At 42.1% G+C, this 26,032-nt stretch carries 18 protein-coding genes and 4 pseudogenes; 9 read left to right on the forward strand and 13 right to left on the reverse strand.

What is annotated here, in order from left to right:
* Nucleotides 1–197: 197 nt before the first annotated feature.
* The 4 genes and pseudogenes from V5G28_RS05530 to V5G28_RS05545 form a co-directional block, all read right to left on the reverse strand.
* Nucleotides 198–2,699, reverse strand: a complete 2,502-nt coding sequence (locus V5G28_RS05530; RefSeq protein ID WP_332993737.1) for a type I secretion system permease/ATPase — start codon at nt 2,697–2,699, stop codon at nt 198–200.
* 9 nt (nt 2,700–2,708) lie between these two features.
* Complete coding sequence (locus V5G28_RS05535; RefSeq protein WP_332993739.1) at nt 2,709–3,473, reverse strand: peptidylprolyl isomerase; 765 nt, start codon at nt 3,471–3,473, stop codon at nt 2,709–2,711.
* A gap of 102 nt (nt 3,474–3,575) precedes the next feature.
* A complete protein-coding gene (locus V5G28_RS05540) occupies nt 3,576–5,837 on the reverse strand; it encodes a pentapeptide repeat-containing protein (RefSeq protein WP_336229821.1) in 2,262 nt (753 codons plus the stop codon).
* Nucleotides 5,838–6,000: 163 nt separating this feature from the next.
* Nucleotides 6,001–7,009 (reverse strand): annotated as a pseudogene (locus V5G28_RS05545) (zinc-dependent alcohol dehydrogenase family protein).
* Here V5G28_RS05545 and V5G28_RS05550 point away from each other — a divergent pair.
* The 4 genes from V5G28_RS05550 (at nt 7,008) to V5G28_RS05565 (ending at nt 9,911) form a co-directional block, all read left to right on the forward strand.
* A complete protein-coding gene (locus V5G28_RS05550; RefSeq protein ID WP_336229823.1) occupies nt 7,008–7,169 on the forward strand; it encodes a hypothetical protein in 162 nt (53 codons plus the stop codon). The pseudogene V5G28_RS05545 and the gene V5G28_RS05550 overlap by 2 nt on opposite strands.
* A 447-nt stretch (nt 7,170–7,616) precedes the next feature.
* On the forward strand, nt 7,617–7,781 hold the full coding sequence (locus tag V5G28_RS05555) for a hypothetical protein (protein WP_336229825.1): 165 nt from the start codon (nt 7,617–7,619) through the stop codon (nt 7,779–7,781).
* Nucleotides 7,782–7,805: 24 nt separating this feature from the next.
* Entirely contained in the window at nt 7,806–8,192 is a 387-nt protein-coding gene (locus V5G28_RS05560; protein WP_332993750.1) for a hypothetical protein, read from the forward strand.
* Between the two features lie 3 nt (nt 8,193–8,195).
* Entirely contained in the window at nt 8,196–9,911 is a 1,716-nt protein-coding gene (locus tag V5G28_RS05565) for a hypothetical protein (RefSeq protein WP_332993752.1), read from the forward strand.
* A 656-nt stretch (nt 9,912–10,567) separates the two neighbouring features.
* Here V5G28_RS05565 and arsS read toward each other — a convergent pair.
* Together arsS and arsM are read right to left on the reverse strand one after the other, a co-directional pair.
* A complete protein-coding gene (gene arsS, locus V5G28_RS05570; protein ID WP_332993754.1) occupies nt 10,568–11,554 on the reverse strand; it encodes an arsenosugar biosynthesis radical SAM (seleno)protein ArsS in 987 nt (328 codons plus the stop codon).
* Between the two features lie 465 nt (nt 11,555–12,019).
* Nucleotides 12,020–12,987 (reverse strand): annotated as a pseudogene (arsM, locus tag V5G28_RS05575) (arsenosugar biosynthesis arsenite methyltransferase ArsM).
* 352 nt (nt 12,988–13,339) lie between these two features.
* Between arsM and V5G28_RS05580 the strand changes: the two are divergent.
* Nucleotides 13,340–13,540: pseudogene (locus V5G28_RS05580) on the forward strand (hypothetical protein); the annotation flags it as partial.
* Here V5G28_RS05580 and V5G28_RS05585 read toward each other — a convergent pair.
* Nucleotides 13,524–13,811, reverse strand: a complete 288-nt coding sequence (locus V5G28_RS05585) for a Mo-dependent nitrogenase C-terminal domain-containing protein (protein ID WP_096566102.1) — start codon at nt 13,809–13,811, stop codon at nt 13,524–13,526. The pseudogene V5G28_RS05580 and the gene V5G28_RS05585 sit on opposite strands and share 17 nt — an antisense overlap.
* A 479-nt stretch (nt 13,812–14,290) precedes the next feature.
* Between V5G28_RS05585 and V5G28_RS05590 the strand changes: the two genes are divergently transcribed.
* Complete coding sequence (locus V5G28_RS05590; protein WP_332994037.1) at nt 14,291–14,539, forward strand: ATP-binding protein; 249 nt, start codon at nt 14,291–14,293, stop codon at nt 14,537–14,539.
* A 73-nt stretch (nt 14,540–14,612) separates the two neighbouring features.
* Here V5G28_RS05590 and V5G28_RS05595 read toward each other — a convergent pair whose 3' ends face one another.
* Nucleotides 14,613–15,329 (reverse strand): DUF4079 domain-containing protein, encoded by a 717-nt coding sequence (locus V5G28_RS05595; RefSeq protein WP_332993758.1) that lies wholly within the window; start codon nt 15,327–15,329, stop codon nt 14,613–14,615.
* 81 nt (nt 15,330–15,410) lie between these two features.
* A pseudogene (locus tag V5G28_RS05600) lies at nt 15,411–15,608 on the reverse strand (DM13 domain-containing protein); the annotation flags it as partial.
* Between the two features lie 544 nt (nt 15,609–16,152).
* Here V5G28_RS05600 and V5G28_RS05605 point away from each other — a divergent pair.
* Nucleotides 16,153–18,450 (forward strand): glycosyltransferase family 2 protein, encoded by a 2,298-nt coding sequence (locus tag V5G28_RS05605; protein ID WP_332993762.1) that lies wholly within the window; start codon nt 16,153–16,155, stop codon nt 18,448–18,450.
* Nucleotides 18,451–18,654: 204 nt separating this feature from the next.
* On the opposite strand, the gene V5G28_RS05610 is transcribed toward V5G28_RS05605, so the two are convergent.
* Together V5G28_RS05610 and V5G28_RS05615 are read right to left on the reverse strand one after the other, a co-directional pair.
* Nucleotides 18,655–20,256 carry a glycosyltransferase family 39 protein gene (locus V5G28_RS05610; protein ID WP_332993765.1) on the reverse strand — a complete coding sequence of 534 codons (1,602 nt, stop codon included), beginning with the start codon at nt 20,254–20,256 and terminating at the stop codon, nt 18,655–18,657.
* A gap of 684 nt (nt 20,257–20,940) precedes the next feature.
* Nucleotides 20,941–22,551 (reverse strand): glycosyltransferase family 39 protein, encoded by a 1,611-nt coding sequence (locus V5G28_RS05615; protein WP_332993767.1) that lies wholly within the window; start codon nt 22,549–22,551, stop codon nt 20,941–20,943.
* Between the two features lie 108 nt (nt 22,552–22,659).
* On the opposite strand from V5G28_RS05615, the gene V5G28_RS05620 reads away from it, so the two are divergent.
* Nucleotides 22,660–22,848, forward strand: coding sequence for a hypothetical protein (locus V5G28_RS05620; protein WP_332993769.1), 189 nt, complete (start codon nt 22,660–22,662; stop codon nt 22,846–22,848).
* Nucleotides 22,849–23,011: 163 nt separating this feature from the next.
* Here the strand turns inward: V5G28_RS05620 and V5G28_RS05625 are convergent, their stop codons facing one another.
* Together V5G28_RS05625 and V5G28_RS05630 are read right to left on the reverse strand one after the other, a co-directional pair.
* Entirely contained in the window at nt 23,012–24,274 is a 1,263-nt protein-coding gene (locus V5G28_RS05625; RefSeq protein ID WP_332993772.1) for a serine/threonine protein kinase, read from the reverse strand.
* A 59-nt stretch (nt 24,275–24,333) separates the two neighbouring features.
* A complete protein-coding gene (locus V5G28_RS05630; protein ID WP_332993774.1) occupies nt 24,334–25,350 on the reverse strand; it encodes a serine/threonine-protein kinase in 1,017 nt (338 codons plus the stop codon).
* 265 nt (nt 25,351–25,615) lie between these two features.
* Between V5G28_RS05630 and V5G28_RS05635 the strand changes: the two genes are divergently transcribed.
* On the forward strand, nt 25,616–26,008 hold the full coding sequence (locus V5G28_RS05635; RefSeq protein ID WP_332993776.1) for a RidA family protein: 393 nt from the start codon (nt 25,616–25,618) through the stop codon (nt 26,006–26,008).
* The last annotated feature ends 24 nt before the right edge of the window (nt 26,009–26,032 follow it).

Consider the following 26,032-nt stretch of genomic DNA (forward strand, 5'->3'; position numbering starts at 1 on the left):
CAATCTTAAGTTTTGACTTTTGTTGGCTTCTAGCTTTTGCAAGAGCTAGAAATTGAGTAAACCCCTAGCTGTAAATTTTAACCTCTCTCTTTACAGCCAAAAAGGGCTGAAAACAACCGTGAAAATATAGAATTTTGACCTCTAGTTCCTTCTTTGAACCTTAACTGTGTCAATAAATTCTTACCAATCTTAATCATTTACACACTAGCAATCTGCCGTTGATACAAAGCAAAGTACACGCCTCTTTTCTCCAGCAACTCCTCATGATTGCCTCGTTCCACAATCTCTCCTTTTTCTAATACTAAAATCAAGTCTGCTCGTTTCAACGCTCCAAATCTATGAGCAATCATAAATACCGTACGCTCCCCCTTTACTTCCTGCAAGTTCTGCAATACTTTTTGTTCTGTCTCACTATCTAAGCCACTTGTCGCTTCGTCTAAGATTAAAATCGGGGCTTGGGAAAGGAATAAACGCGATAGAGCAATGCGTTGCCTTTGTCCGCCAGATAGGGAGGTTCCCCGCTCGCCAATTTTTGTTTCGTAGCCGTGGGGCAGTTTGTTGATAAAATCATGAGCAACCGCTAGTCGTGCTGCTTGTTTTACTTGTTCTGCTGTAATATCTACATCGCCGAAGGTGATGTTTTCGGAAATGGTACCGTCGAAGAGGAAATCTTCTTGGAGGACGACGCTAATTTGTTGGCGCAAAGAGCCAATATCAGCAGTTTTTATATCAAAATCATCAATCAAGATTGAGCCGGATTGTGGTTGGTAAAGTCGTTGCAAAAGTTTAGAAAGGGTACTTTTACCAGAACCGCTGCGTCCCACAATTCCCACAAACATTCCTGGTTGCACAGTGAAAGAAATACCTTTCAAAACAGGTTCTTCTTGGTCTTCTTGATAGCGAAAAAACACTTTATCAAAATGTACATTACCCTTTAACGGTGGTAAAACGACACCAGAACCGGGTTCAGCTTCTGGGGCAAAATTAAGAATATCCCCCAGCCGATCCACAGATAGCAAAACTTGCTGGAATTCCTGCCAAAGCTGCACTAACCGCAGCAGTGGATCTGTCACCCTAGAAGCTAACATTTGAAAAGCAACTAATGCACCAATTGTCAGCTTTTGTTCGATGACGAGTCCGGCTCCAAACCAAAGAATAATTAAGTAGGAAAAATTCGTCAAAAAGTCACCGATGTTACTACCTATATTAGAAGTGGTAGAAGCTTTAAAACTGGTGCGGATGTAACGGGCAAACAAGCCTTCCCAACGTCGGCGGGATTTGCGTTCAGCAGCATGGGCTTTTACAGCATGAATTCCCGTGACTGTCTCTACTAAAAAAGATTGACTATCAGCACCGCGATCAAAAGTTTCATTCAGCCAACGGCGTAGTATCGGCGTTACCACTAAAGTTAAAGCAGCAAATAGAGGAATCACAGCCAAAGCCACCCATGTGAGGGTAATACTGTAAGAAAACATTAATGCCAGATACACCACTGAGAAAATACTGTCCAAAATGACAGTTAAGGCTGTACCTGTCATAAACTGACGAATATTTTCTAATTCCTGCGCCCTGGCAACGGTATCACCTACCCGCCGTGATTCAAAATAAGTTAAGGGTAGGCGCATCAGTTGACGAAACAACTGAGAGGATAAACTCAAATCGAGACGGTTGGCAGTATGGGTAAAGATGAATAGCCGTAAAATGCCCAAAATTGCCTCAAAAAGAGCAACAATAAGGAGAGCGATCGCCATCACATCCAGAGTGCCACGGTTGCCGTACACCAATGCTCTGTCGATGATAAACTGAGTGATAATTGGCGTTGCTAACCCCAACAATTGCAGCGCAAAAGAAAGTAACAAGACTTCTCCCAGTAACTTGCGGTAGCGCCAAATCGCAGGGACAAACCAACTGAGGTTGAATTTCTCCTGCTTTTGAATTGGTTCGACTTGCCAAAGTTGCCCATTCCAATTTTCCTCAAGCATCTTTTGGGGAACGCTTTCGCAAGTTTGATTGAGGTTGGTGGGATTGGCGATAATTAAGCGATTACCCCTCATGCCATACACAACAATCCAGTCATGCTGCCACAGCAAAGCAGGAAAGGATAATGAGCGCAAATCATTCCAAGTCACTTGTAGCTGTCGCAGTTGCAGTCCGAGTTTTTCAGCAGCTTCCATCACATTATGGGGGTTTTGTCCCCGGAGTTGACGCTGTACAAACTCCAACTGGATGGGATTTTGTAGATATTGAGCTGCCATTGTTAAGCAAGCAGCCGCCGTGTTGGGACTTAAGATAAATGGATAACCTGATACTGGTTGCGGGAGACTAGCCTCTATTGGTTGATAGCGCGATCGCTCTTGCTGCCAAAAGCTCTTTAATTCTAAAGAAGAAGCTTGCTGCCACAGTCCTGCATTCCAGCGTACCACCTCCACATCTTTGCTAGATGCCACAGCTTTAAAATGTCCAGAAAGCTCTAGTAAATCCCCAAACGAATCTCCTGCTTTTAAAGTTGATGACTTAGGGTTTCCCTCTTCTCTAAGACGGACATTTCCCGAGGTAATTAAAAATTGGCTTCCGGGTTCATCTGTAGACCAAATTATATTTCCAGTCTGATAACGACGACTTTCTGCTTGATTTCTCAACTGGATTTGCTGCTCAGGAGTTAGCAAGCAAAAAGGCAACTCTTCCCAGCGTAAGTTCATGATTTATCACTAAAAATTCACCTGAAGCTTGACATTAATATTTTGAATTTTCTCTTCTAACCATTGCTCAAAAAGCTCATCTTCTAGTTCTTGTTTTAACTGTTCTTCTAACGAAGCATCTAGGAATTTTTCAACGCGAATTAAATACCACAGCCCCTCAACTTCCACTGGTCCTATCAAGTCTCCAGGATTTGCTAAATTAATAGCAGCCCTAAGTGCATCTGGCAATGTACCTTTACTAATTGCTCCCATCATGCCATTAAAAATCTGGTCATCTGCTATAGAATATTCCTGGACTAGTTGCTCAAATATTGCCCCATCTTCGATAATTTGACTTTTTAACTCTTCAGCAAGTGCTTGTTCTTCTACGACTAGGCGCGACAGCACTACCCGATCCAAAAATATCTTGCGTTCAATAAAATATTCCTGTATATTTTGCTCACTAACTTGAGTTTTCAGTTTTTCCAATTTGAGACTAGAAGCTATTTGGCTGCGAAAAGTAGGGTAATCTAAACCTTCTTGAGCTAGCCATTCTTGGAAACTTGCAGAGTCAGTAAGTTGATTATTTAATCGAAAATCAATCACGACTTGTTCGATTAAATCAGAATTAATATCAGTATCGTCTAAGGCTTGTAGTTCCTTTTCTAAGACGTGCTGACGCATAATCGCCCAAAGAACAGACTCAAGTTTTCCAGCAGACTCAAGGTATCTTAAGGCTTGCTCAAGAGAAATAGGCTGCTCGTCAGCGGTTAAAAATGGGCAGGACTCAAGCATTGATAAAGTTATAAAATCTGATAAAAATGTTAATAGCGTGGGTTAATATCTTTAACGTTAGCGCTAGTATCAAAACTCGACAACAATTTACTCAACAAAGTATTACTTCAGATAAATCAGCAAGTTTAATCCGGGAATTGTGCGAGAGAGAGTCCACAAAAGTAGCGTGATGTAAAGTATACCCAAAATCCACTGATACCAGGCAAGTGTGGTGATGATACCAGGAAGGTGTTCGTCTCGTAAGCGAATGTCATTAAAGCCTAATCTTAATAGGTTGTTGAGGCTAAAGTCGTAATAATTGAGCCAGTTCCAGCCGCTGTTCCACAACAGAGGCAAATATCGCTCACGAAACATTTGATACCTGGGTATCACTGGCAAACGCCCAATAAGTAATCGTAACTGCCGCAAAGTCCCATCTTCCGTGAAGTAGGAAACGTCCATCAAGTTGTGATAGCGCCCTTGTTGGTAAAGTCGGAATAATAATGCGATCGCCAACGGGAAGATAATAACGAAAAGACACGCTAGTGTTAGCCAAGGCTGTTCTCCTGTCCGAAAAATAGCAAATAAGCCAAACAGTGTTAACAGGCTAAAACTCGTCAGCATCCAAGTGGTTTCGTATGCTGTGGGAATAATTGGTACTGGAAGCAGGCGACGGAAACGATCAACAAGCCAAAACAGCAAACCGAAGAAGGCGATCGCAATCAACCCCACACCAATCACTAAGCAAAAATTCGTCCCATAGCCAGAAAGCAGAAGCAGTAAACTCAATGCCAACCAATTCCATGCTTGCAATAACCACCCAAATGGTGAGAGGGGTTCGCTGACAAATAAGTGCGAGCTTAGTTGGGTGTATGTTTCATAATCTATATACGGTAAAGTAAGTAGCTCAGTTTTATTGCGAAATAATTGTTGAAGACGGCGACGGGCGATCGCTTCTGCTTGAATTACCGAAAAACCCAGCTTTACCAAACCTTCTTGAGAAGCACTATTCAAATTCGTACCAACCAGATGACGGCTTAAATCCTGCAGTCGCAGCCGCTGCTTTGTGTACTCCAACTGATTCGCATCGCCAATTTGCTGCAACAGACGGAAATTTTGCCCTAAATTCCGCAAAACGCTTTGATTGCCTTGGAACCCAGACACCACAAGCATTTTACCAATTTGACCTGGATTGCCTAAAATTTTTGCTTGGTTAGAGTTAAAAATTAGACCAGAGACATTCAAATAAGCGTCCTTTGCAAATCCAGCATCGCTAAAATCTGCAGAATTGACAATGCTAGCGCTTTGCAGATTCACAAGTTGGTTAAACTGTGCTTCCCGCAAAGTTACAGCTTGCTCAAATGTCGCTTCTGTAAGGAAGAGAAACTGATTGAAAATACCTTTAGTAAACTGTGCTTGCTCGGAAAAATGTACATTAGAGAAATCAGCATTTCCTTGCCACTGCACGCGAGTAAATTTAGCCAACTTCTTAAAAATTGCTTGAGTGAAATTGGCTGTATCTCCAAAAGTGCTGTCTTGGAAATATGTGCTTTCCTGAAATTGCGTTTGTTTAAAATTAGCTTTATCAAAGAAGATACTGCCTAGAAACTGGCTTTCTTTCTTAAAAGTCGCACTGGCAAAGCTGCTTGCACGGCTGAATCTTGTTTCAGTCCAATTTGCCTGTTGAGTAAAAATAGCACCTTGAGCATCCACAGGCTGAAGAAAAAACGTATTGGAAAACTGCACAGTCCCATTGAAGCGAGTTTCTACCAGCGTCAACGAACCACGGAAAACACTAATTTCGGTGGATGTAGTTGACTTTGCTAAAAGCGATTTACAGTCTTTAGAACTAGGTAATGCTACAGCAAGTGACTGCAAGCAAACCTGGCGTAGACGTTCCAGTTGTTCTTGTTCAGTTGAGGTGAAAATAGGGGCGATCGCTTGAGCATACAGAGGTGTTCTCAAACCCAAATCGCTGCCAAAAAAATTTCCTTGAATGAGAGAATAACTCAAGTCTAAACCTAAAGGTTTTGAGCCTGCTTTTTGCAGTTCTTTTCCCAGAATTTGATAGAAAGCATCGCGAAAGCTCGCATTTTCCGGTTGTAAATCTATCACCATCTCTCGCAAATCTACTACGACATTGCCTTCACGAAGGATGGGCGTATGGAGTCGCTCTTGTAATAATTCTAGAGTTAAAGGAGTACGTTCTATTTGTGCAGGTGCGCCCCATGCGGCTAGGGGTTGTGAAAAAAAGAACAGCGCACATAAGATAATCAATAAACCAGCTTGTTTTAAGCACCCTACCCAAGATGAAAAAACCTCACCCCCCAACCCCCTCTCCGCAAGCAGAGAGGGGGAGGTATTTTTTCCTCTGTGTGCAACCATAGAGGGAGAGGTATTTTTTTCCCTCCTCGCTTGCAGAGAGGGGGAGGTATTTTTTCCCCTCCTCGCTTGCGGAGAGCAGCGCCGTGCGGGGGTTCCCCCCGTTGAGGCGACTGCGGAGGAGGGGTAAGGGGTGGGGTCATAATTTACCAAAATAGTTTTCGTATCACTTATCTCCCATTAGCAGAACAATTTTACCCGTCACTGACCCAGTTCCAAGCAAATGATGAGCTTTCGCTGCTTCTTCTAGTGGGAATGTCTCGCTAACTTGAATTTTCAACTTCCCTGCATCAATCCACTTAGCACACTGTTCTAAAATTTCTGCGTGATGCTGTTGCGCTTCCACAATTCCTTGCAACATTGGTGTCAGCATTAATTCCAAGCCAATGCGGAGATTACGCAATCTAGCAGCTTTCCAAATGGTGTTAGCGTCTGGTTCCAATATCGTCACTATGTCGCCATAGACTCGCACTGCTGGGAAAGTTTTATGAAAAGTCTCTCCGCCTACGGTGTCAAAAGCTAAGTCTACACCTTCCCCACCAGTCCAATCGAGTGCTGCTTGCACAAAGTCTGTTTCTTTATAATAGATGACATGGTCAGCACCCAGTTTTTGGACGAACTCCGCTTTCTCCCGAGTACTGACGGTTGTGCAGACATCAGCACCTTTGAGCTTCGCCAGTTGAATTGCTACATGACCGACGCCACCAGCACCTGCATGAATGAGAACTCGTTCCGCAGGTTCCAAGCGTCCCCGTTCGTATAAAGCTTCCCAAGCGGTAATTAAGACTAAAGGCGCTGCTGCTGCTTCTGCAAAGGATACAGACGCAGGTTTACGGGCAACAAACCGCTCGTCAATAGTGGTATATTCAGCATAATTGCCTTGGTGTGCGCCTAAGCCACCGTGACAAAAATACACTTCATCACCTACGCGAAATTGCTGTACGGCTGCACCCACCGCCTCGACAACACCTGCACCATCACATCCTAAAAATCGCGGGCATTTTGTCGGGGTAGAAAGTGCCACGTTGACGAAGTTTGGTGTCAATCGGATTAATGCCTGCTGCGCGTAGCTGTACCAAAAGTTCAGTTTCTCCTAGAGGAACGCCAGGGCTTTGCACATCCTGCACTTGCAGAACTTCGGGACTACCTGCTGCTGTCATTAAGACTGCTTTCATGACTTCCTCCTGGTGTGAATTCAGCTTGGTAATTGCATTTAAACTTTACCGTAAACAAGAGGGCGATCGCGTAAAGCACTGTCCCCCTGCTTTTTTTGAACCGCCAAGACGCCAAGACGCCAAGAACACCAACGAAGAGAGGAAAGAGGCATCACTGTGATGTTACATGATAAAGCAATACGCTTGCCGATAAGAGAATTTGCAAAAACGATAACCTTTGCGGTAGAGACGTTGTATGGAACGTCTCTACAGGTGTACAAGGGTGGACACTTCGTGCCCGCCCAAAGTCGCAAAGCGTCTCATCAAGGGAAGGGATACACTATCATAAAAAACCCTTAACTGAACGGTATTGCATGATAAAGGCGATTCTTACGCACTTCTAGAGAGATTATGGAAGTAACAAGCGTTCGCATTGCTGGTAGTAAAAGGATATTGCTTTTGGTAAGGTTATCTGTATCTTCAACAGAAATACTTTTGTGCTGCGTACCACCAGTAAGCTAAAGTTATGTAACAAATTTACTAGTTTTTAAGTATTAATTGTTACATAAATTTTGTAATGTATAGTTACAAAAGTAGGAGTACAAGTAAATTTATCAAAGAGGAATTTATGACCAAGCTCGCTACGGAGCAAATGCTTTACTTGCTTTATGCTGTTGCCTACTCACCAGAGGGTACAGTGACTAAAAGTGATTTAAGGGGCAGCTTACCCAAAGAACTTAAGAACAATGCGAATGTTATATATGACTTTTTACACAAACATGATTTGCGATAATCTCCCCAAAAAGGTCGATTGTCTGTGACAGAGCAGGGGATGAAAGCCCTAGTTGCTAATTTGCAAACTACTGATTACAAATTTGAATCTCAGAAAGGACCTAAAGTTCTAAACACTGTTCTACATTGCCTGAAATTGACAGCTGACAAAGACTATGTTTCTTCGCCTGTTGAAGACATGGACTTTGAAACATTCGTAGAAAAGTTTAAGAAACTATATTTTGCAGAAAGAAAGCAACAAGAATTGCGTGGAGTTGTTGCTATTCGGAGTGTAGAAATTTGTAAAAAGTTTATGGAACATAACTCTATCTCTAAATCACTATGGGATAAATATTTTGCTCAGCTTAAATCAACTGGTCAAATATTTGCCGTTACCGAAAAAGACGAGGAATTGATTCAGTGGGTAGAATAATTTATGCCAGAAGATGCAGGAAAGAAAAGGTTTATCAAAGACTTTCTTCAACAAGTAAGGTCAGGCGCTGGATTCATTGACGATATTAGAATTGAGCGAGTTGTTAGATATCCAGGATCAGATGGCGAAGGGTCTACTGCTCGAAGTCTGTCTGGACGACAGATATCCAATATAACCCAGATGCTTGAAGATGATCTAAGACATACCTTTGATGATGGCTACTTCACATTTAGATTTGTTGCTGCTCTGGTTGGTAGTGGTAAGACTTCCTTACTGACTTACTTGCATGAGTTAACCAAAACTCAGCCCACTTATCAGAATCATTCTATAGTCGTTCAGTTCCAACTTTCTGACATACCGATGGGAAGTGGTAGTCAGAGCTTTATCGACAAACTTTACTGCCATATCCTAGCCGATACATTCTGGGAGCTACTACACAATCCAAATTTAGCTTTGATTAGAAATGTTTCTGAACGCATTTTGAGCGATTTTTTAGAAAATACTGATGTTGCTCAACTGAAAGCAGCAACTAAATTGATGCCATTTCGTAGTAAGTTTAAAAATTATATCACCAAAGGTGTAGATGGGTTTGAAGAGTTTTTCTTTTATGTTATTTCTGAAGTATCTGACGTTGATCCAAAGTTTAGTTTTGTTTATCTTACAGATGAGTTAGATGCTCTAGAAAAATTTCCTAACGAAATCCAGGAAACAAGGCTACTTTTTAAACAACTGATTAGAAGGGCATTTCAACAATTTAAATCAAAAATTCGCTTGTTAATATATTTAGTTGGGACATCAGGGAATGTAGGAAGTTTTATTGCTGGGGATTCTGTAATAGAGAGCCTTGTAGGGGAATTAGTTATCAATTTAAACAAGGGTTATAGCAATGAGTTCGACCTGATAAGAGCAAAAATTGAGGAACGGATTCAAGGAGCTTATAAGGGATATAAATATTTTGACCAAGCATGGCAAGAAATTCAAAATATACGATTAAACCCTACTAATACATTGAGGGAGTTTTGCCGGGAATATGCTACCGAAGTGCTGGAAATACATGAAAAGTATTTTAAGGAAGCCCCCGAGCAAGTCTTTGAAGGAAATGCCCGCGAGTTAGTAGAAGCGGAATGTAAACAACTGTGGGGAAAATATTTGAAACAGGCTGCATATAAGTTGTCAGCAGTTTCAACTACAACCGTGCTTGAAGGTCATGCGTTTGACTCCTATGTGGAATTGTTACACAACGGTATTTCTGTAGCAAGAGCCTTTGGCGAAGCTAAGAACTATGAGCTTTTGAGCGAACACTTACAAACGTTTGAGGAATGGTTAAACGATGTTAAATTTAATCCATCCCGCTCTAATGGGAACCCACCTGATATAGCTTTTATGATTGCTCCTTCATGCCCATCTCTTTTGCAAAGAAAGCTAGAGCTTAAAAATATTCAATTTATCCAAGCTGATAAAGTTACCAAATCTGCAGAAGAAGGTTCAACATCACAGTTACAGTCACCTGCTGTCAATATCAATACAGCGGACAAAGCTTCACTAATTGCTGCTTTTCAGGGTACAAGAGTAAAAGAACAAACTATTGATAAGCTTATAACCCGCAGACAAAGAAAGATATATCTAAATCTGGATGAATTAGCATCTGACCTAAAATTTACCGTAGCAGTTAAGCAAAGACTTCAAGGAAAAGTTAATCAAGGCAATATTTGCTTTTGAGCAGAGGCACAATTGTCAGTGGCAAATGAAAGTGTGCGATCGCATTGTTTACCCCTCTTCACCGATATCGCACCCCTTGCCACCTGTACTGCGCCCCTGCATCAGTTCCAAAAATAAAAGCCGTGAAACAAAAAGTTTCACGGCTATTGATGTGGTGTGAGGAGCTTAACTAAATATCATCATAACGGTAACTAACCAGTATAAACACGCTCGTAACAATTTTGGTAACAAAAATTTTTTGGGCGTATTCACGCGCTTCCTCTCGTATAGCAGACTAGCGCCTTTGCGTAAGTTCCCTAGGCTTGCTAGTATCTGTTGACATTTGATGAAAAAATAAAAAACCGTGGAAGCTCAATTGAGTCCACGGTTATAGGTGTGGTGTGAGGAGACTTAACTTTGATTCATCATAAACCTATACGAGCGTTAGTAAAGCGCCGGTAACAGTTTTGGTAACGACATTATTGTGAACGAGCACAAGTGAGTTGGTGAACGCCTTTCCTAAGCAATTATACTAGAACATCGATTCACTAATCATAAACCTAACCCCCCAGCCCCCTTCCCTATAAGGGAAGGGGGAGCCAAATTCCCCTCCCCTCGTAGGGGAGGGGTTAGGGGAGAGGTTCTTCCAAAGATTACTGAATTGATGTTCTAGGACTTCACACCAAAGCGCCACCACAACTGGAACCACTACCAGCCGTACAACCATAACAATAAGCTGCTGTTTGTACCTCACCTATCAAGTCCAAACGATCAGCTTCCAGCAATTTGGCAACAGTGATGTTTTCCCCGCCGCGAGTTTTCGCAGGTAAATTCATCATTTGGTTGAAGTCGCAGTCATACACATTACCCAGATAATCAATTGAAATCTCATCCCGACACATCAAATGTTCAACTGTTCCCGTATTGAAATGAGACTCTAAAAACTGCAAATAAGGAGCATACAATTTTTTCCTTTCTAAATACAGTTTTGTTCTTCCAACTGGTATGTTGGTGATGGTGAAGAGGTTGTTAAAACTAATATCAAAACTTTCTTTCAAGTACTGTTTGTAATCTCTTTCCAGCTTAATTTGGTCTGGCGTTTGGGAAAATTTCTCAGTTGTAGGCAATTGTGGATTATAGACTAAATCCACAATTAAATCTGGCTCTTTGCCATAACCCAGTTGATTCAGCCATTGCAGCGCTTTGATGGAACCATCATATACGCCTGTACCACGCATTTTATCTACATTATCTTCTAAATAGCACGGCAGAGAAGCAACAACCCGAACCTTGTGTTTAGCGAAGTATTCTGGTAAGTCGCCAAATCCTTCTTCAAAAAAGATGGTCAAATTAGACCGCACAATCACCTGTTTATCATTTGCTCTTGCTGCTTCTACCAATGGCTTGAAACCATAATTCATTTCAGGTGCGCCGCCAGTCAAATCAACAATCTTAATTTCTGGGAATCTCTGAATTATCTCAATCAATTGTTGGCAAATTTCTGGAGAAAGTTCTTCTGTGCGTTTTGGTCCCGCTTCTACATGGCAATGGCTACACGCAAGGTTACAGCGCTTACCTAAATTAATTTGTAAAACAGTGATTCCTTTTTTTGTTAAAGGAGACGCAAGTTTTTGTTGGAAAGGCGTGAGCGCTGTTTGAATCATTATCTAACTTGTGAAAATGCAAATTATAAGGTCTGTTTAGCACACATTGGAGGAGGCGAAGCCTCCAAACCCTCGTTACCAGGTTCAACCTGGTAACGAGATATTAGAGGATGTTTGGAAAGTGCCGTATTGTACCAAAATTTATCGATGCTCCCCTAAATCCCCCTTAAGAAGGGGGACTTTTACCCTTACAAAGGTAGGTATTTTGTATTTGGTCATTTTTTGACTATTTCAGCCAATTTAAAAATCCTGAAACGACCAAACCACGTTAAATAGTTGAGAAAATTCTCAACTATCTTCGAGATTTCAAAAAACCTACCCTTGAAAGGGACTTTTACCCCCCTTTTTTAAGGGGGCAGGGGGGATCAAGTAAAATATTTGATACTTCTCAAACATCCTGTTAGAGCCTCTGGCTCTTGTTGGGTGCAACATCTGATTTAACGCAGTGTAACGCACGCTACAAGGTTAACAACAACCGCCGCCGTTGTAGTGCCAGGTTGAATCAGTGATCATGATTTTATCTGGCATGGAATCTGCAAGTTTTGCAGCCGTTTTATCACACACTGATGCTGGAATTCCACGGGGAAGAAAATGACCTGCTTCATCATCAAAAAATGGTTCAGACCCAGCATAAATGGCTGTTTTTCCTGTGAATACACAAGCACCATCTTCAGGAATTGGAACTTTGAAAGCCACAGAATCTAGACTTTCTAAAAGTAGATTTTCTTCTAAGTTGTAAGTCTGGGAATCGAGCAAACGGTAAGGACGGCGATCGCGAATTTCTACTTGACCAAATCCTGCACTTATGATACGCTGAATATACTCTTCATAAGTGAGTGCGCCTGATAAACACATTGCTCGCAACTGCTCATCTTTTCGCAGATGTTCTGGAATGGGACGAGTCGCAATTGGATCACTCATCTGCAATCTTCCCCTGGTTTTAACACCCGATAAGCTTCTTGCAAAGCACGAGTTAAATCTTCTGGTTCAAAGATATTGAAAAGGCAATTTTGCGCCACGATATCAACAGAATCATCAGGAACAGGTAAGTTAAAAGCATCGCCTTCCCGAATTTCTACAAAGCTGGTATCAAACCAAGGGTTTTCTTTGGCAGCAATTTCCAAGTTACGTGCAGCGGCTTGACGCATTTCAAGCACTGGGTCAACAGCAATCACAGCACCGGGACGTCGAGAAAAGTAGGCAAATTGCAAAGCTTCTAATCCACCACCAACTCCAACGTACAGCACTGTGGGTTGATTTCCAAGTTCGGTGGGGTGAACGGTGGTACCGCAACCATAATTCATTTCCTGCATCTTACACGGAATGTTCAACCCTGGTAATTGCAGGGGTGTGCTTTGCACACAACAAAGTCCTACTTGGGGTGTTTGGGCGACTTCACTGTAAAACTGCGCCGCTGTCTCGAGATAACTCATCGCACTCCTGAAGTTGTCTACGGTTTTTAAGTGTAGCGGTAACTAAATGAGTGATTGAATACCAGATGGGTGATTTAATGATTCGCCTCTAGTTTGAGGTGTAAGTAGCGAATCTAAATCTTAATCTAAACCTTAATAATATTGGAGTCGCTTATAAAGCCGTAACCCCAAGCTTGTTTTAAGCTGAAAATCGTCTAATTTGCATACCATATTTCAATGAAATTCTTGTGGGGTGGGCATCCTGCCCGCCCAAATTGTGCAAATTAAAGGCACAACAGCTTAAAATCCAGTAGTGTGTCATGAGTTGTCCGGGATGGACGAGTAAATACTCCTTTGACCCAAGCTAACCCAGCCCTTTTACTCTACAAAATCTTCTGGAACTGGGTTAGAACTTGTGCTTATGAAACGGATTGTGCAAGTTCATGGTGGAATGCTTTTGATAAAATCAAATTTTATGAAAGGTACTACGCTGAGCGTGCCATTACCTATAATTGCTGCCTATGATTGCAGTATGATATCACTACTACACTTAACTACTAGCAATAAGCTGTGACGTCTTCACCGCATTCGTCAGCAAGATAACACAAAGCTCTGAAACGCAGACTCACCACTTCTTCATACAAAGGATTTAACTTACACATAGGTGGAATGTGAAATAGCTTGCGACCAAACATTGTAATATCACGCTCGAAAGGACACTGTGCGGGGATCAGCTTGCACAAGGAATGAGCTAATTTGGGGTTATGAATTTCTATCGAGTCCAACCATTGACGAATCGGGTGGAGTAGGTTGTTTTGTGTCCGGATTTGAGTAAAGCTAGTCATAATTACTTACCTCTTCATGGAAAATTTCAAATTTGGTTTTTGTTTGTTAGGTTTGAACCTGTTTCTATGTATTTCTTAGGGTCGGTTTGACTATCTTATGCAGTTGTGTCTGGTTTTTTGTTCTCTTTTTTGGGAACACTTTTAACTACAAACACCAGTCCCGGTGTTCCGGATCATTCTCCAGATATTTTTGCTGTATGTAAATTTTCTGTACTCAAAAGGCGCAAGCAGGCTTGAGGGCTTGCATTCATGCGCTGTAGCCCCTCAATCACTAACCACCACCTAACCGCAGCCGTAGCCACCACAATAAAAATGCATAAACCAGTTAAGCTACCCCTAACGAACAAGAGATAGCACGTACCCCGTTATCCTTGGGCGGGGTTCCCTGATCCACACACTTGCCCAAACCCCTTTTGTAGTCATGCCCCACAACACGCGTTTCTTGTGGGGCTTTTGTTGTCCGGTGTGGTTGTAAGGTGGTGTGGCGGTTGTGTGGCGGAGCAGTCGCGCGGGGAAGTTGGGTACTAAAGGACCACGTCAGTACGAACCTTCACTGTAGAAAAATTCATAAAATTTATTTAACAAATTTATGTGTATTAGGGCTTGTAATTCTAAGAAAATGCGTGGATCTTCATGGAGGTGAGATCCGAATAAAAAGTAAAGAGGGAGTGGGAACAACCATTACGGTGAGACTACCAATGCACCCACCTGGGAACAGTGAAGAGTGAAGAGTGAAGAGTGAAGAGTGAAGAGTGAAGAAAATTTTTTACTCATTACTCAGCACTCGTAACTCATAACTCTTTATTTAGGTTGAGGATTTGGTGTAGGACAAGCTTTCTTAACAAAATCACACTGATAAATGTAAGGTTCCTGCCAACTCAGAGGAATTTCTAGTAAATCTCTCGTTCCGGTCATTCCTTGTCCGATAAATAGTAACAAGGCAATGCTATTTAAAATTGTGTGGACGATGCGCCAGCGATTCGACCTATCTTTATAAATATCAGGAACAATTGCTAGGGAAAAAACCATCAGCAAGGCTGCGGCAATGCCAAAGTAATAATGCGACCAATACCACTCATTTGTGCGGCGAAATACTCCATCCTGACAGCCGAGAATCACTAAACCTGCACCCGTTAAAGTGGCAAAAACTCCCCGCCACAGTGCCTCCTTAGCTCGATAAAGTAATACTAAAGAGGCAATAGTGGCAGCAAACATCAAAAGAATAAAAATGACTTGGAAAATCTCTTTATTCCACAATTGATTTTTGATAATATTTTTGCCAATTGGGTAGGATAACCCTACTAAAGCCAATCCGACAACTGCACCCGTTAGCCAATTTCCTAATCGCCTGTGTTCTACCCCCACAACGGCGGGAATTTTACTTTTTCCAGAATCTAAGGTTTGCAGGCGACGCTGGCGTGTAGACCAAGCAAAATTAACCACCATTCCAATCAGGGGAAAGACAAAAAAGACTGCGATCGCTGGATGGATAAGACCAAGAAAATCTGCAAGTTCCATAAAACACCTGTTTGCACAAACCTGGTTTGACTCAAAGAATTTCTGCGTTTTTACAGAAATACAAAACCGAAAAAATTATCATCAAAGACTCAACTTTGCGTAGCCAAACGTAGCATTGAACGCACGACACCATATCGCTACAGACTTAAAAATCTCTACAGACTTAAAATCTGCCAGTTTCACATTTTGAGGTATGACATAACGTTGAGTACCTCTGGTTTTTTGTAAGCAAGCAATACTTACGTAATCTTTCTCTTTTATACCGCATACTGCCGATGTTACATCTGTGGGACAGCGTAAGGTCAACATAGCGACAATACCAGGCAGTGCCAAATACTTCAACTTCATCGGTTTGGAATCCTCACATCCATCTTTAAGGGATTTCCAAGAAATAAATTATCCATCTTGTGGGGTGGGCGTCCCCGCCCGCCCTCGATCTGAACGGGCGAGACGCCTGTTCCACAAGAGATTTTTGGATACTTTTTTATTTGGAAATCCCTAAGGACAATTTAAACCGTCTTTCGGTGAAGCTAAATGAATTTAGGCTGAGAATTTCTTAAAAACTGGCGCTGTGCCAACGCAAATTTTTAATCCGATTTTCATCTTCCAAGCACAATTTGCGTTTAACCTTAATTCTAAAGGCGAAACACTATTTACCAAATCTTAACAATTTGATATAAGTAGTTGTGTAAACTTGTAAACTTCGCTAACTTTCCATTGTTGAATGTTGTTTTTGATAAACCATGCAACTGTCAAGCCTTAGGCAATACAGGCAAGAATGAAAAATCATGAATGCTAGGTGTGGTTTTAAAGGAGTATAAAAATGACCATTACACAGTTGAAAAAAAATGTAAGCCGTCTTCGCCAACGGCGTTTGGTCAAGAAACTCCGTTCTAGATCTTGGCTTCAATTACGAAAAGCAACACTGTTTCTATTGAGCATCGTTTTTTTATTCAGCATTATTGTAGGTGCATGGTTTGCTGGTGAAGACACAATTAGTGGAATTTTTGCTCAGATTCATCTGTTCCAAGAAAACCCACCAATCTGGCTAGAAGTGCCAATGGTGAGGGGAAAATATTTACTAGCACCCACGGTAGCACTGTTGCTAACTGTGTTACTGGTTATGAAAGTCTCTCCTCAGCCTCGTGTTTGGTCACAACGGCTCGTTGTCGGAATTTTAATTATCCTAACTTTAAGGTATATTTTGTGGCGATCGCTCTCTACCTTAAATCTTGTCAATCCCCTCAATGGCGTTTTTAGTCTAAGTTTATTCTTGCTGGAAATGTTAATGCTCTTCGGTGGCACTATCCAGCTATTTTTGATGTTAAATATCAAAGACCGTCGCCGCGAAGCAGATGAGAAATCCGTTGCTGTTATCAATGGTGATTTCGTTCCATCTGTTGATATCTTGATACCAACATACAATGAACCTGCTTTTATTCTCAGACGCACAATTATCGGTTGCCAAGCCTTAGAATATGCCAATAAGAGAATTTTTCTTCTCGATGATACAAGGCGTCCAGAAATCAAAAAATTGGCTTTTGAGTTGGGATGTGAGTATGTAACGCGACCAGACAACAGTCATGCCAAAGCAGGAAATTTAAATCATGCTATTGCCAAAACTCATGGAGAATTCATTGTTGTTTTCGATGCTGATTTTGTTCCTACTAAAAACTTTCTAAGTCGTACAGTTGGTTTCTTTCAAGATGAAAAAGTAGCACTTGTACAAACACCCCAAAGCTTTTACAATGCTGATCCCGTAGCACGTAACCTTGGCTTAGAAAATATTCTTACCCCAGACGAAGAAGTGTTTTATCGCCAAACTCAAGCTATTAAAGATGCGGCAGGCAGTATGGTTTGTTGTGGGACTTCCTTCGTTGTTCGACGCAGCGCACTCTTATCAGCAGGAGGTTTTGTTACCGAGTCTCTGAGTGAGGATTACTTTACTGGAATTCGGTTGTCTGCCAAAGGTTATCGTTTGATTTATCTTAATGAAAAACTCAGCGCTGGTTTAGCAGCAGACAATATTGCTGCTTATGCAACTCAAAGATTACGATGGGGACAAGGCACACTTCAAGCATTTTTTATCAAATCCAATCCTTTAACAATTCCTGGACTAAGCCTAATTCAAAGATTGGCTCATTTAGAAGGATTGCTGCATTGGTTTGGCGCTATTTCCCGTGTTTCTTTTCTCCTCATGCCTTTAGCTTATTCATTTTTAGGCGTGATTCCTGTTCGGTCAAACGTAGCAGAGTTGTTGTATTTCTTCCTGCCTTACTACCTCGTAAATTTCACTGTATTTGCTTGGTTAAATTACCAATCACGCTCAGCTTTTTTATCTGATATTTATTCTATCTTGCTGTGTGTTCCTACAGCATTGACTGTCATACAAGTCATGGTAAATCCTTTTTATAAAGGGTTTAAGGTGACACCGAAAGGAACAGCAAGTAACCGATTTTCTTTCAACTGGAACCTTGCCTTACCTCTGATAATTTTGTTCATCGCTAATGCCTTGAGTTTATGGGAGAATGTGGGAATGTGCATCGACAAAGGTGCATGGTCTTCCACAGTCTCTTCAGAAGCTGCTCTACAAATTAAAGGTATCAGCCTAGGTTGGTTATGGAGTGCCTATAATTTGATTATGATTGGCATAGCTATGCTGATTTTTCTGGATGCTCCTAAACCAGATGTTTATGAATGGTTTGACTTGCGGCGAGTGGTGCGCTTAAGTATTGGCAAGCAAAGTTTTTGGGGAGTAACTACAATGATTTCTGAGGTAGGTGCTGAAGTTGCTGTTACGCAGAACCCTCCTACTCATTTATCAAAAAATACGCCTATTAAACTAGAAATTGTAGAGGAGAATTTACAGCTTGAGGCAAACATTGTCCGTACTGGTTTTAAAGATCAATTTCCGACAGTGCGAGTGAAGTTTGAATCAGTCAGTTTGAATCAACATCGTCGTCTTGTGGAAATGTTATTTTGTCGTCCGGGACAGTGGAAGCGCAACAAGACACCAGGAGAATTTAGTTCGTTATTGTTGATATTCAGAATTTTGCTGAAGCCGCGAATTCTCTTTAATAGAAAGGTAGATGTGAGTGCAGTTGCTGTTTCTCAGGTTTAAACACGTCCACAGATTTGAGGATGGTTTCAGATTCCCGACTTCTTGAAGAAGTCGGGAATCTTGTTGTTCACGAATAGTTTAAGATTGCTATATCACTTCTTAATCCAATACGGTTCAGTTAGTGGTGTTTAGTTTTGTTAAGATCCCCCAACCCCCTTAAAAAGGGGGCTTAGTTCCCTGCTTTTTAAGGAGGGCTAGGGAGGATCAATCCTTAACTGAACTGTATTGCTTCTTAATCTGCCAAAGTCTCGCCTCTGGAAAGACTTGGACAAGCTGTCCTTGTTCTGGCTTCAGACTTTCAACAAATTTTTTAGAGGGTCGAAACACAAAAGGTTCTATGCTATCTGGTAATAAAGATTTGACATTTTCTAATTGCGGAGGTTGACTCAGCAGCAACAGTGAGACATCGTCATGCAGCAGGTAACTCATGGAAATCAAATCGCCTGTGTTTGTATAGTCATCACCAATTTCACTAATGACTATTGCAGATGAAGTGGCATTTATGCGCCGAACAACTTCAGCATTGAAGTAACTTAAATCTCTGTTCCACCAAGAATCGGAGAAAGCGCTGACTGTGCAGGATGCGATCGCTCCACTCATAAGCAGCATCATAACACCGCGCCAGACTCGGCGTCCATCCAGAATTTTAGTTGCCAATAAGTAAGCAACAGCTAGTTGTATTCCTGGGTAGCAGGATATCAGGTAGCGGCTAACTGCAGAACGTTTTCCTCCTAACAGCAAGTCTGGTAACACCAACATGAAAAAAGGCACAAAAATTGAAGTCAGGATAAATAGCCAGGTTCCTCGACTCGTGCGACGGCATAATGTATATATTGCGATTCCTATAACTAGGATAACTGTCAATCGCAGCAGATAAGTCCAGACACTGTCAAAGCCAAAGTCTAAGTCTAAAAACAGGGAACTAAAGCTGAGAATCCACAACTTTACAAGGTAGATGAATTCCACATTGACTCTAGTCCAATCTGTTGTGGCAGATGCACGTTGGTAATTAGTAAACAGTACAATTATCCAGGGAAGATACAACAGAAGCGAACAGAAAACTGCCAGAAAAAATTTGATAACTGCTTGCAAAGCTTTTGGTGCTTCTTGCTTTTTTCCTGTAATTAGTAACAGCAGGACATAGACTCCCTCACCAACTACTGTTAAACCAAAAAAGGGATGAGTATACCAACCTATCGTGTTTGCCAAGGTAAACAACGCCCAATTTTGCCATGTTGGTAAACGTAAAGCCCGAAGTAGCAAAAAACTACTGCCAATCACAGCAGCAGTTAACAAACTATACTGCCTTGCTGTTTGAGCAAACAGGATATCAAAGGGAGATATAGCTAATAACGCTGTTGCTAGTGTTGCTACTATACGTGAGGCAAAAAGTTCTTGTGCCAAACCATACATCAAGGGCAATGCCAACAAGCTAAATAACACTGGCAAAGCACGCGATGCAGCCAGAGAACTGCCGAAAGCTTGCATCCAGAACCTTGCTATCAAAAAGTACAAAGGTGGATGCTGTGGATCTTCTATTGCTAGAGATTTGATTGTGTCTGCTGGAGTACTCCCTGGTTTTATCTGCTGATATTTCTGTAACTGTGGTGCTGGAACTATGCGATTTTGAAAAAGTTCTTGGTCTATTTCGTCACGTGTGAAGCCTGCTGCTCGCATCGATGTATAGACTTCATCGTGCCAGTAAACTTTTTTATCAAGATTAAAGAAGTGAAAGAATCCACTCACCACCAATAGGAAGATAATGATAAACCGTAACCATCTTGAAGTGAGTATCGAATACTTCATCAAAAGGTTCTCCAAAAGTTTTTTAAAATTACATAATCAGAAATCAAGTTAATCTAGTAACCAGACTCGAAAGATATAAGTCTATAGCGGTTCGGGAGTTGAGTGCAATACATCAAGTTAGGAGAACCACAGATGGACACAGACGGACACAGATAAATAATTACTTCATCTAAACCAGAAGCGCTATATCTCATATTTAGGGACTTCCAAATAAATAAAAAAATATCCAACTTTTTCTTGTGGGATGGGCCGGACAGCCCGTCCTATAAACTGGGCGGGCGGGGACGCCCAACGCCAGTCGCCTCTGTCCGGAAAGCCGTCATTCGCGCTGGCTCCCCCACAAGATGGATAATTTATTTCTTGGAAATCCCTTAGCTGTAGTTCACGATATCTCTTACCAAAGTCTATATTTAGTATTTAGAACCACACCACAGATAAACACAGATGAATTATCTGCGTCCATCTGTCCCTACCCTGCGGGATGCCGTCCAGAGAGCGTCTACGCTTCGCTCGAGGGCAAGGTTTATCTGTAGTTTCATTTTTATGTTCTTGACTTTTACAAGAGGTTTATTATTGATAAATATGGATTTGAAGGATTATGTTACCATGAAAACTAGATTTATAAATAAAATTTTAAATACGTAGGGTGTGTTAATGTAATGAAACACACCACTATCAAATTTTTTAGGCATATTTTTTACTGAATGAAAGTTTGGCTACTTTCCATAGTGAGTAATATTTGTCACCGTAAGCTCTATTGATTTTAAACTTATACTTCTTTTCAATTCCTTTACGTAAAGTACTTGAAGGGTTCAGTAAAAAAACATCCGTGAAACCTTTGGGAATTGTGGGAATATTTTTGTCCTTCACCAACAAAAACCGCACTTTTGGCTCGACAAGGTAACTAAGAGAAAATACATTTCCATAATTAATGCCAAAAGAATCACTAATCAACAGTGGGCGAGAAGCCTGATTGACGATTGTGGCAACTTGTGGGTTTCCAGAACTAACACCCTTACTTGACCAAGTTTCTGCTTGGGAACTCACTGCACAAGAAACTACACCACCCATAATCACCACCACTAATACCGTCTGCCAAATTCTCCGGAGTAAAATAATCCCATCATATAGCTGATAAGCGAACAGATAAGTGACTGCTAGTTGAATACCTAAAAAAGAAGGTATTAAATACTGCTCTGCTGTTGAGCGCGTCCCTCCAAAAATAAAATCTGGCAGCATTAAAGGTATTGCTGGTACAGTAATTAATAACACGATAAATAACCATATTTTTGGGTGGGTTGTACGACAAAGAATATAAAGTGAGTATCCCAGTAAGATTAAAAAAATATAGGAAATTGGATAGCTGAGGGGATTTTCTAAGCCAAAGTTTAAATCAAAAAAAATACGGCTTAAGTTAATTAGCCAAGATTGAATTAAAGCCAATGGTGATAATTTTCCTGTTGTTCCTGCTGTTTTACGATGAAATTGCAACAGGTTGGTAAGAATCACTAAAATCCACGGAGTAAAGGCTAAAAAACCTGTAAGTGATGCTAATGTGTAAATTTCGACTTTTTTAGTCCAGCGAAATTCTGTAGTTGCCATGACATAAATTCCATGAGCAACCGCTACGAATCCACTTAACAAAGATGTATAAAGACTGAGTGCTAAAGTGAGTGTATAAATTCCCCATGCCAAGGTGCGATCTGGTAATCGCTGTTCTGATTCTAGTCGCAAAGCTCGCAGCAAAGAAGCGCTGGAAAGTAATATCGTGACGATCCAAAGAATATATTCCCGTGCTTGTTGGGCGTAGATGAGATGAATGGGGGAAATTGCTATAAGTGCGATCGCCACAAATGGTACTGAGAACGGCACGTTAAATAATTCTCGACACAGCCAATAAAAGCAGGGAAATACTAACAAGCTAATAATGACAGACAAACTTCTGATAGCTGTTACCGAAGTGCCAAAGATTTGCGCCCACAATCGTGCTATAACGTAATAAAGCGGTGGATGGTGAGGGTCTTCTATTGCTAAAGATTTAACTGTATCACCTAAATTTTTATCAGGATTAATACGCTGGAACTTAGCAAAAGCTTCCTTATTAACGACACGACCATTAAAGATTTGCCGCCTGACTTCTGTCGTTGTATAACCAGAAATCCGCAATGAAGTGTAAGTTTCATCGTGTCCATAAACTTTGCCGTCAACGTTGAAGAAGCGAAAAAAGACACCTAGCACCAACACCACGACAATTAGAAACCGCAACCAATTTGGAGCGAGTTTGATATGGCGCATAATTTGGTTTCTAAATAAGTTGTTAAAATCACCCAGTTAGATGAACGAACTGGAAGAGCTTTGCTGACAATCGCCAAGCGTAGTTTGACAGTAACCTGATTTAGTACTTTGGCGAAGAACATCTTATCTTTATTTAATTTAAGAGCGCCGTCGCAGTTTACTCCATTTGACCAAAATAAGTGCGATCGGCGCTTCGCCGCAGCGCTTCGCTATCGCCATCTGCTATCCTTAGGCAGTTATCAGGATATCGCGATCGTCAGCGCGGCAAATTTCCTCGCTTTGGTTTCTCATGCTTGATTTTAAAACACAGGCTAGGGCGATCAATCGCATTAATGCTGAGTGTCACACAAAAGCGCGATCGCATTCTACCCCAGTTGACCAAAACAAGTGTGCCATACGCAATCCTTTTGAGTTTGTCCGTGCTTTCTTTGGGGATTGTCAGCCTGCAACTAATGCAGGCTCAACGTTTTGGAAATATCATCAGATACACCAACCACCCCAACCACCCCACCCCCAAACCTAACTCAAAAGTTGCAGCCAAAATTAGAAAGGTGTGAAATCGGCTGAAGGACTTTAGTAACCTCTTCCTAGCCTCAGCCAAATCCCTACTAGCCCCAACCACAGCCCCAGCCACAGCGGTAACCACAGCGTTAGCCACAGCCCCACCCATAGCCACAGCCATAGCCACAGCCACAGCCCCACCCATAGCCACAGCCACAGCCACACCCATAGCCACATATCCACTCACAGCCCCAGCCACAGCCACACCCATAGCCACATATCCACTCACAGCCAAAACCCAAAGGGGGGCAGAGTTATAGGCTAAGAGCAAGCCTATTACTACGTAGGGAATGAATACTGTTATTAGCGACTTCCAAGGGATAATTCTTGTGCTTCGGGTATCGGGTTCGCTAGGCGGTTCTAACAACTTCAGCCACTCCTGCATTGACTGAGGGCGATCGCTTGCCTCAAGTGACATCCCTTGGAGAATTGCCTCATTTACGCGATTGCTGATCCGCCGATTAAGCTGCTTTGGTGGTACTAATCGCTCGCCTTCTTTTCTTTCTAAGGCATTTGGAGGCACTTTTTTAGTTACCATAAAATACAGCGTTGCCGCTGTAGCATAAACATCCGAATATTTTCCCCGTTTATGGCGTTTGAAATGCTGCTCATAGGGCGCAAAGCCCTGAGATACCACTTCTGTATGAGTTTGTGTGTGGTTATGGGTAAACTCCCGTGCAGCGCCGAAATCGATTAAGACAGCTTCAGAGCTATTAGAGCGCAGCATAATGTTGCGTGGTTTCACATCCCGATGCAACAAGCCATTCTTGTGAACCTCAATCAGCGCTTCACCAATCTGCCTAATGTAATGTAATGCATCGGCTTCCGACAAAACACCCTGCTTGTCAACGTAACTTGCTAAAGTTTCCCCAGAGATGTACTCCATCACCATGCACCACAACAGCCCCTCTAGGAATAAGTCGTGAACCGATACAATATGGGGATGCTTACATTGCTGGAGCCTTCGCGCCTCATTTTCAAATTCTTTTTGGCATCTGGCAAAGTCAATGCTATCTTGCACCATTTTGTTCACGGTTTTGATAGCAACCAACTGCCTGCTGCTAGTTCTGGCTAGATAGGTAATGCCAAAGCCGCCCCTTCCTAGAACCTTTTCAATTATGTACTGACCTCCTTGCAACCGCTTACCTTCTACCCATTCCATAACCAAATTTGTTTAAATAACTGATTTTATGGTATGACCCTGCTTTTATAAAGAAAGAGCTACCGTTTTGTTGGTTTTGTTGGTACTTGTGGCGTAGCGGCTGGTGTTGGATTGGAAGAAGGCGGAGAGGGAGGTTTCAAGTAAGTTATCAAAGCCATGATTGCAGCCAACAGTCCTGCTAACGCTGCCAATGCCGTCCAAAAAGTCATTGCATCCCATTTCCACATCTTTGCAACTGGAAGTGGCGGTTGGCTAGGAGCAATAATTGTCAATCCTAATAAATCCAGCCATTCCCGCACCGTCTGAGGGCGGTCTTTGGCTTCTAGCTCCATTCCTGCAAGAATGGCTCGATTGGTGCGATCGCTAATCTGAGGATTCATTTCCTTAGGTGGAACTAAACCAGCATTGGCAAACTTGCGCTCTTTAGCACTTGTAGGCAATTGTCCCGTCAAGAGAACATACAGCGTCGCCGCCAGAGAATAAACATCCGTAAACGCTCCTCGTTTGCCGTTGCGTAAGTACAATTCAGGTGGGGCAAAACCCTCAGCGGCATCACCAGCACGGGTCATAGTTAGATCGTGGTCAAATTCCCGTGCTAGCCCAAAATCAATCAACACCGCTTCTGATTTAGCGGTTCGCACCATAATATTTTCTGGTCTAACATCCCGATGCACTAAATTATTACTGTGAACTACGCTCAACGCCTCGCCTATTTGCTGGATATAGCGCAGCGCCTCTGCCTCTGGCAATTTAGCTTGGGCGCGGTGAGCTAGATTCGTCCCCTCAATGTACTCCATCGCAATGCACCACAGCCCTGCCTCTTGAAAAGGCTCCTCAACCTCAACTATGTGGGGATGTTTACACATAGCTAGTTTGAAGGCTTCTTCGGCAAAATTGCGCTGCCACCTCTCGAACTCTGAGGGATCATTTAGCACCTGCTCGTTGAGAGTTTTGATTACATGACCATTGCCATTTCTATCCCTAGCCAGGTAGGTAATGCCAAAGCGTCCCCGCCCTAAGTCAGTCTCGATAGTGTACTTGCCACCCTTCAACTTTTGCCCAGTATTCAAAGCCATTGTTGACAACAACCAGCGCTTGCGTTAATTCTGACACAAAAATATTTAGCAAGGCTTGATAGTGTGTCTCTTTGTGTCTTTGTACTTTGCTAGTGAAATTACGGGTGAGCAACTATACAACACAATTAGATAGCGAGCTTGCTACGGAGGCTCAGAGATTAAAAGCGATCGTACTACTTATCTTGCTTCCAAACCCGAAGTACGAATGTAGATTGAGAAGCTATTACAGGTAAAATTTCTTCTGGTTTAGCTTTAGGATAGTATCATGCCAGTCATGCGAACTTTTTCCGGTGCTTCCTGGGAATCAAAAGTAGGTTATTGTCGAGCCGTAAGAGCCGGAAACCAAATTTATGTTTCTGGTACAGCACCAGTTGATGAAGCGGGAGGAGTGTTTGCTCCTGGCGATGCCTACGCGCAAGCAAAACGGTGTTTTGAAATTATCCACAAGGCTTTGCAAGACTTAGGCGCAGACACAAGCTGTGTGGTGCGGACTCGGATGTTTGTTACAGATATTAGCCGTTGGGCTGAATTTGGACAGGCGCATCAAGAATTTTTTGGTGAAAATCCGCCTGCTACAACAATGGTGGAAGTCAAATCCCTAATAAATCCGGCGATGTTGATAGAGGTAGAAGCAGATGCAGTTTGTGCCGACGTGTAGCGCTTCTGTTTGCATTGGTGTCAA

Origin of the sequence: Scytonema sp. PRP1 (assembly GCF_036697665.2) — a bacterium.
Lineage (GTDB): Bacteria > Cyanobacteriota > Cyanobacteriia > Cyanobacteriales > Nostocaceae > Kalymmatonema > Kalymmatonema gypsitolerans.

Excerpts from the sequence above, each read along its gene's own strand:
- V5G28_RS05530 (WP_332993737.1), bottom strand. The coding sequence starts at position 2,699 with ATGAACTTACGCTGGGAAGAGTTGCCTTTTTGCTTGCTAACTCCTGAG.
- V5G28_RS05535 (WP_332993739.1), bottom strand. The coding sequence starts at position 3,473 with ATGCTTGAGTCCTGCCCATTTTTAACCGCTGACGAGCAGCCTATTTCT.
- V5G28_RS05540 (WP_336229821.1), bottom strand. The coding sequence starts at position 5,837 with ATGGTTGCACACAGAGGAAAAAATACCTCCCCCTCTCTGCTTGCGGAG.
- V5G28_RS05550 (WP_336229823.1), top strand. The coding sequence starts at position 7,008 with ATGACTTCCTCCTGGTGTGAATTCAGCTTGGTAATTGCATTTAAACTT.
- V5G28_RS05555 (WP_336229825.1), top strand. The coding sequence starts at position 7,617 with ATGACCAAGCTCGCTACGGAGCAAATGCTTTACTTGCTTTATGCTGTT.
- V5G28_RS05565 (WP_332993752.1), top strand. The coding sequence starts at position 8,196 with ATGCCAGAAGATGCAGGAAAGAAAAGGTTTATCAAAGACTTTCTTCAA.
- arsS (WP_332993754.1), bottom strand. The coding sequence starts at position 11,554 with ATGATTCAAACAGCGCTCACGCCTTTCCAACAAAAACTTGCGTCTCCT.
- V5G28_RS05585 (WP_096566102.1), bottom strand. The coding sequence starts at position 13,811 with ATGACTAGCTTTACTCAAATCCGGACACAAAACAACCTACTCCACCCG.
- V5G28_RS05595 (WP_332993758.1), bottom strand. The coding sequence starts at position 15,329 with ATGGAACTTGCAGATTTTCTTGGTCTTATCCATCCAGCGATCGCAGTC.
- V5G28_RS05605 (WP_332993762.1), top strand. The coding sequence starts at position 16,153 with ATGACCATTACACAGTTGAAAAAAAATGTAAGCCGTCTTCGCCAACGG.
- V5G28_RS05610 (WP_332993765.1), bottom strand. The coding sequence starts at position 20,256 with ATGAAGTATTCGATACTCACTTCAAGATGGTTACGGTTTATCATTATC.
- V5G28_RS05615 (WP_332993767.1), bottom strand. The coding sequence starts at position 22,551 with ATGCGCCATATCAAACTCGCTCCAAATTGGTTGCGGTTTCTAATTGTC.
- V5G28_RS05625 (WP_332993772.1), bottom strand. The coding sequence starts at position 24,274 with ATGGAATGGGTAGAAGGTAAGCGGTTGCAAGGAGGTCAGTACATAATT.
- V5G28_RS05630 (WP_332993774.1), bottom strand. The coding sequence starts at position 25,350 with ATGGCTTTGAATACTGGGCAAAAGTTGAAGGGTGGCAAGTACACTATC.
- V5G28_RS05635 (WP_332993776.1), top strand. The coding sequence starts at position 25,616 with ATGCCAGTCATGCGAACTTTTTCCGGTGCTTCCTGGGAATCAAAAGTA.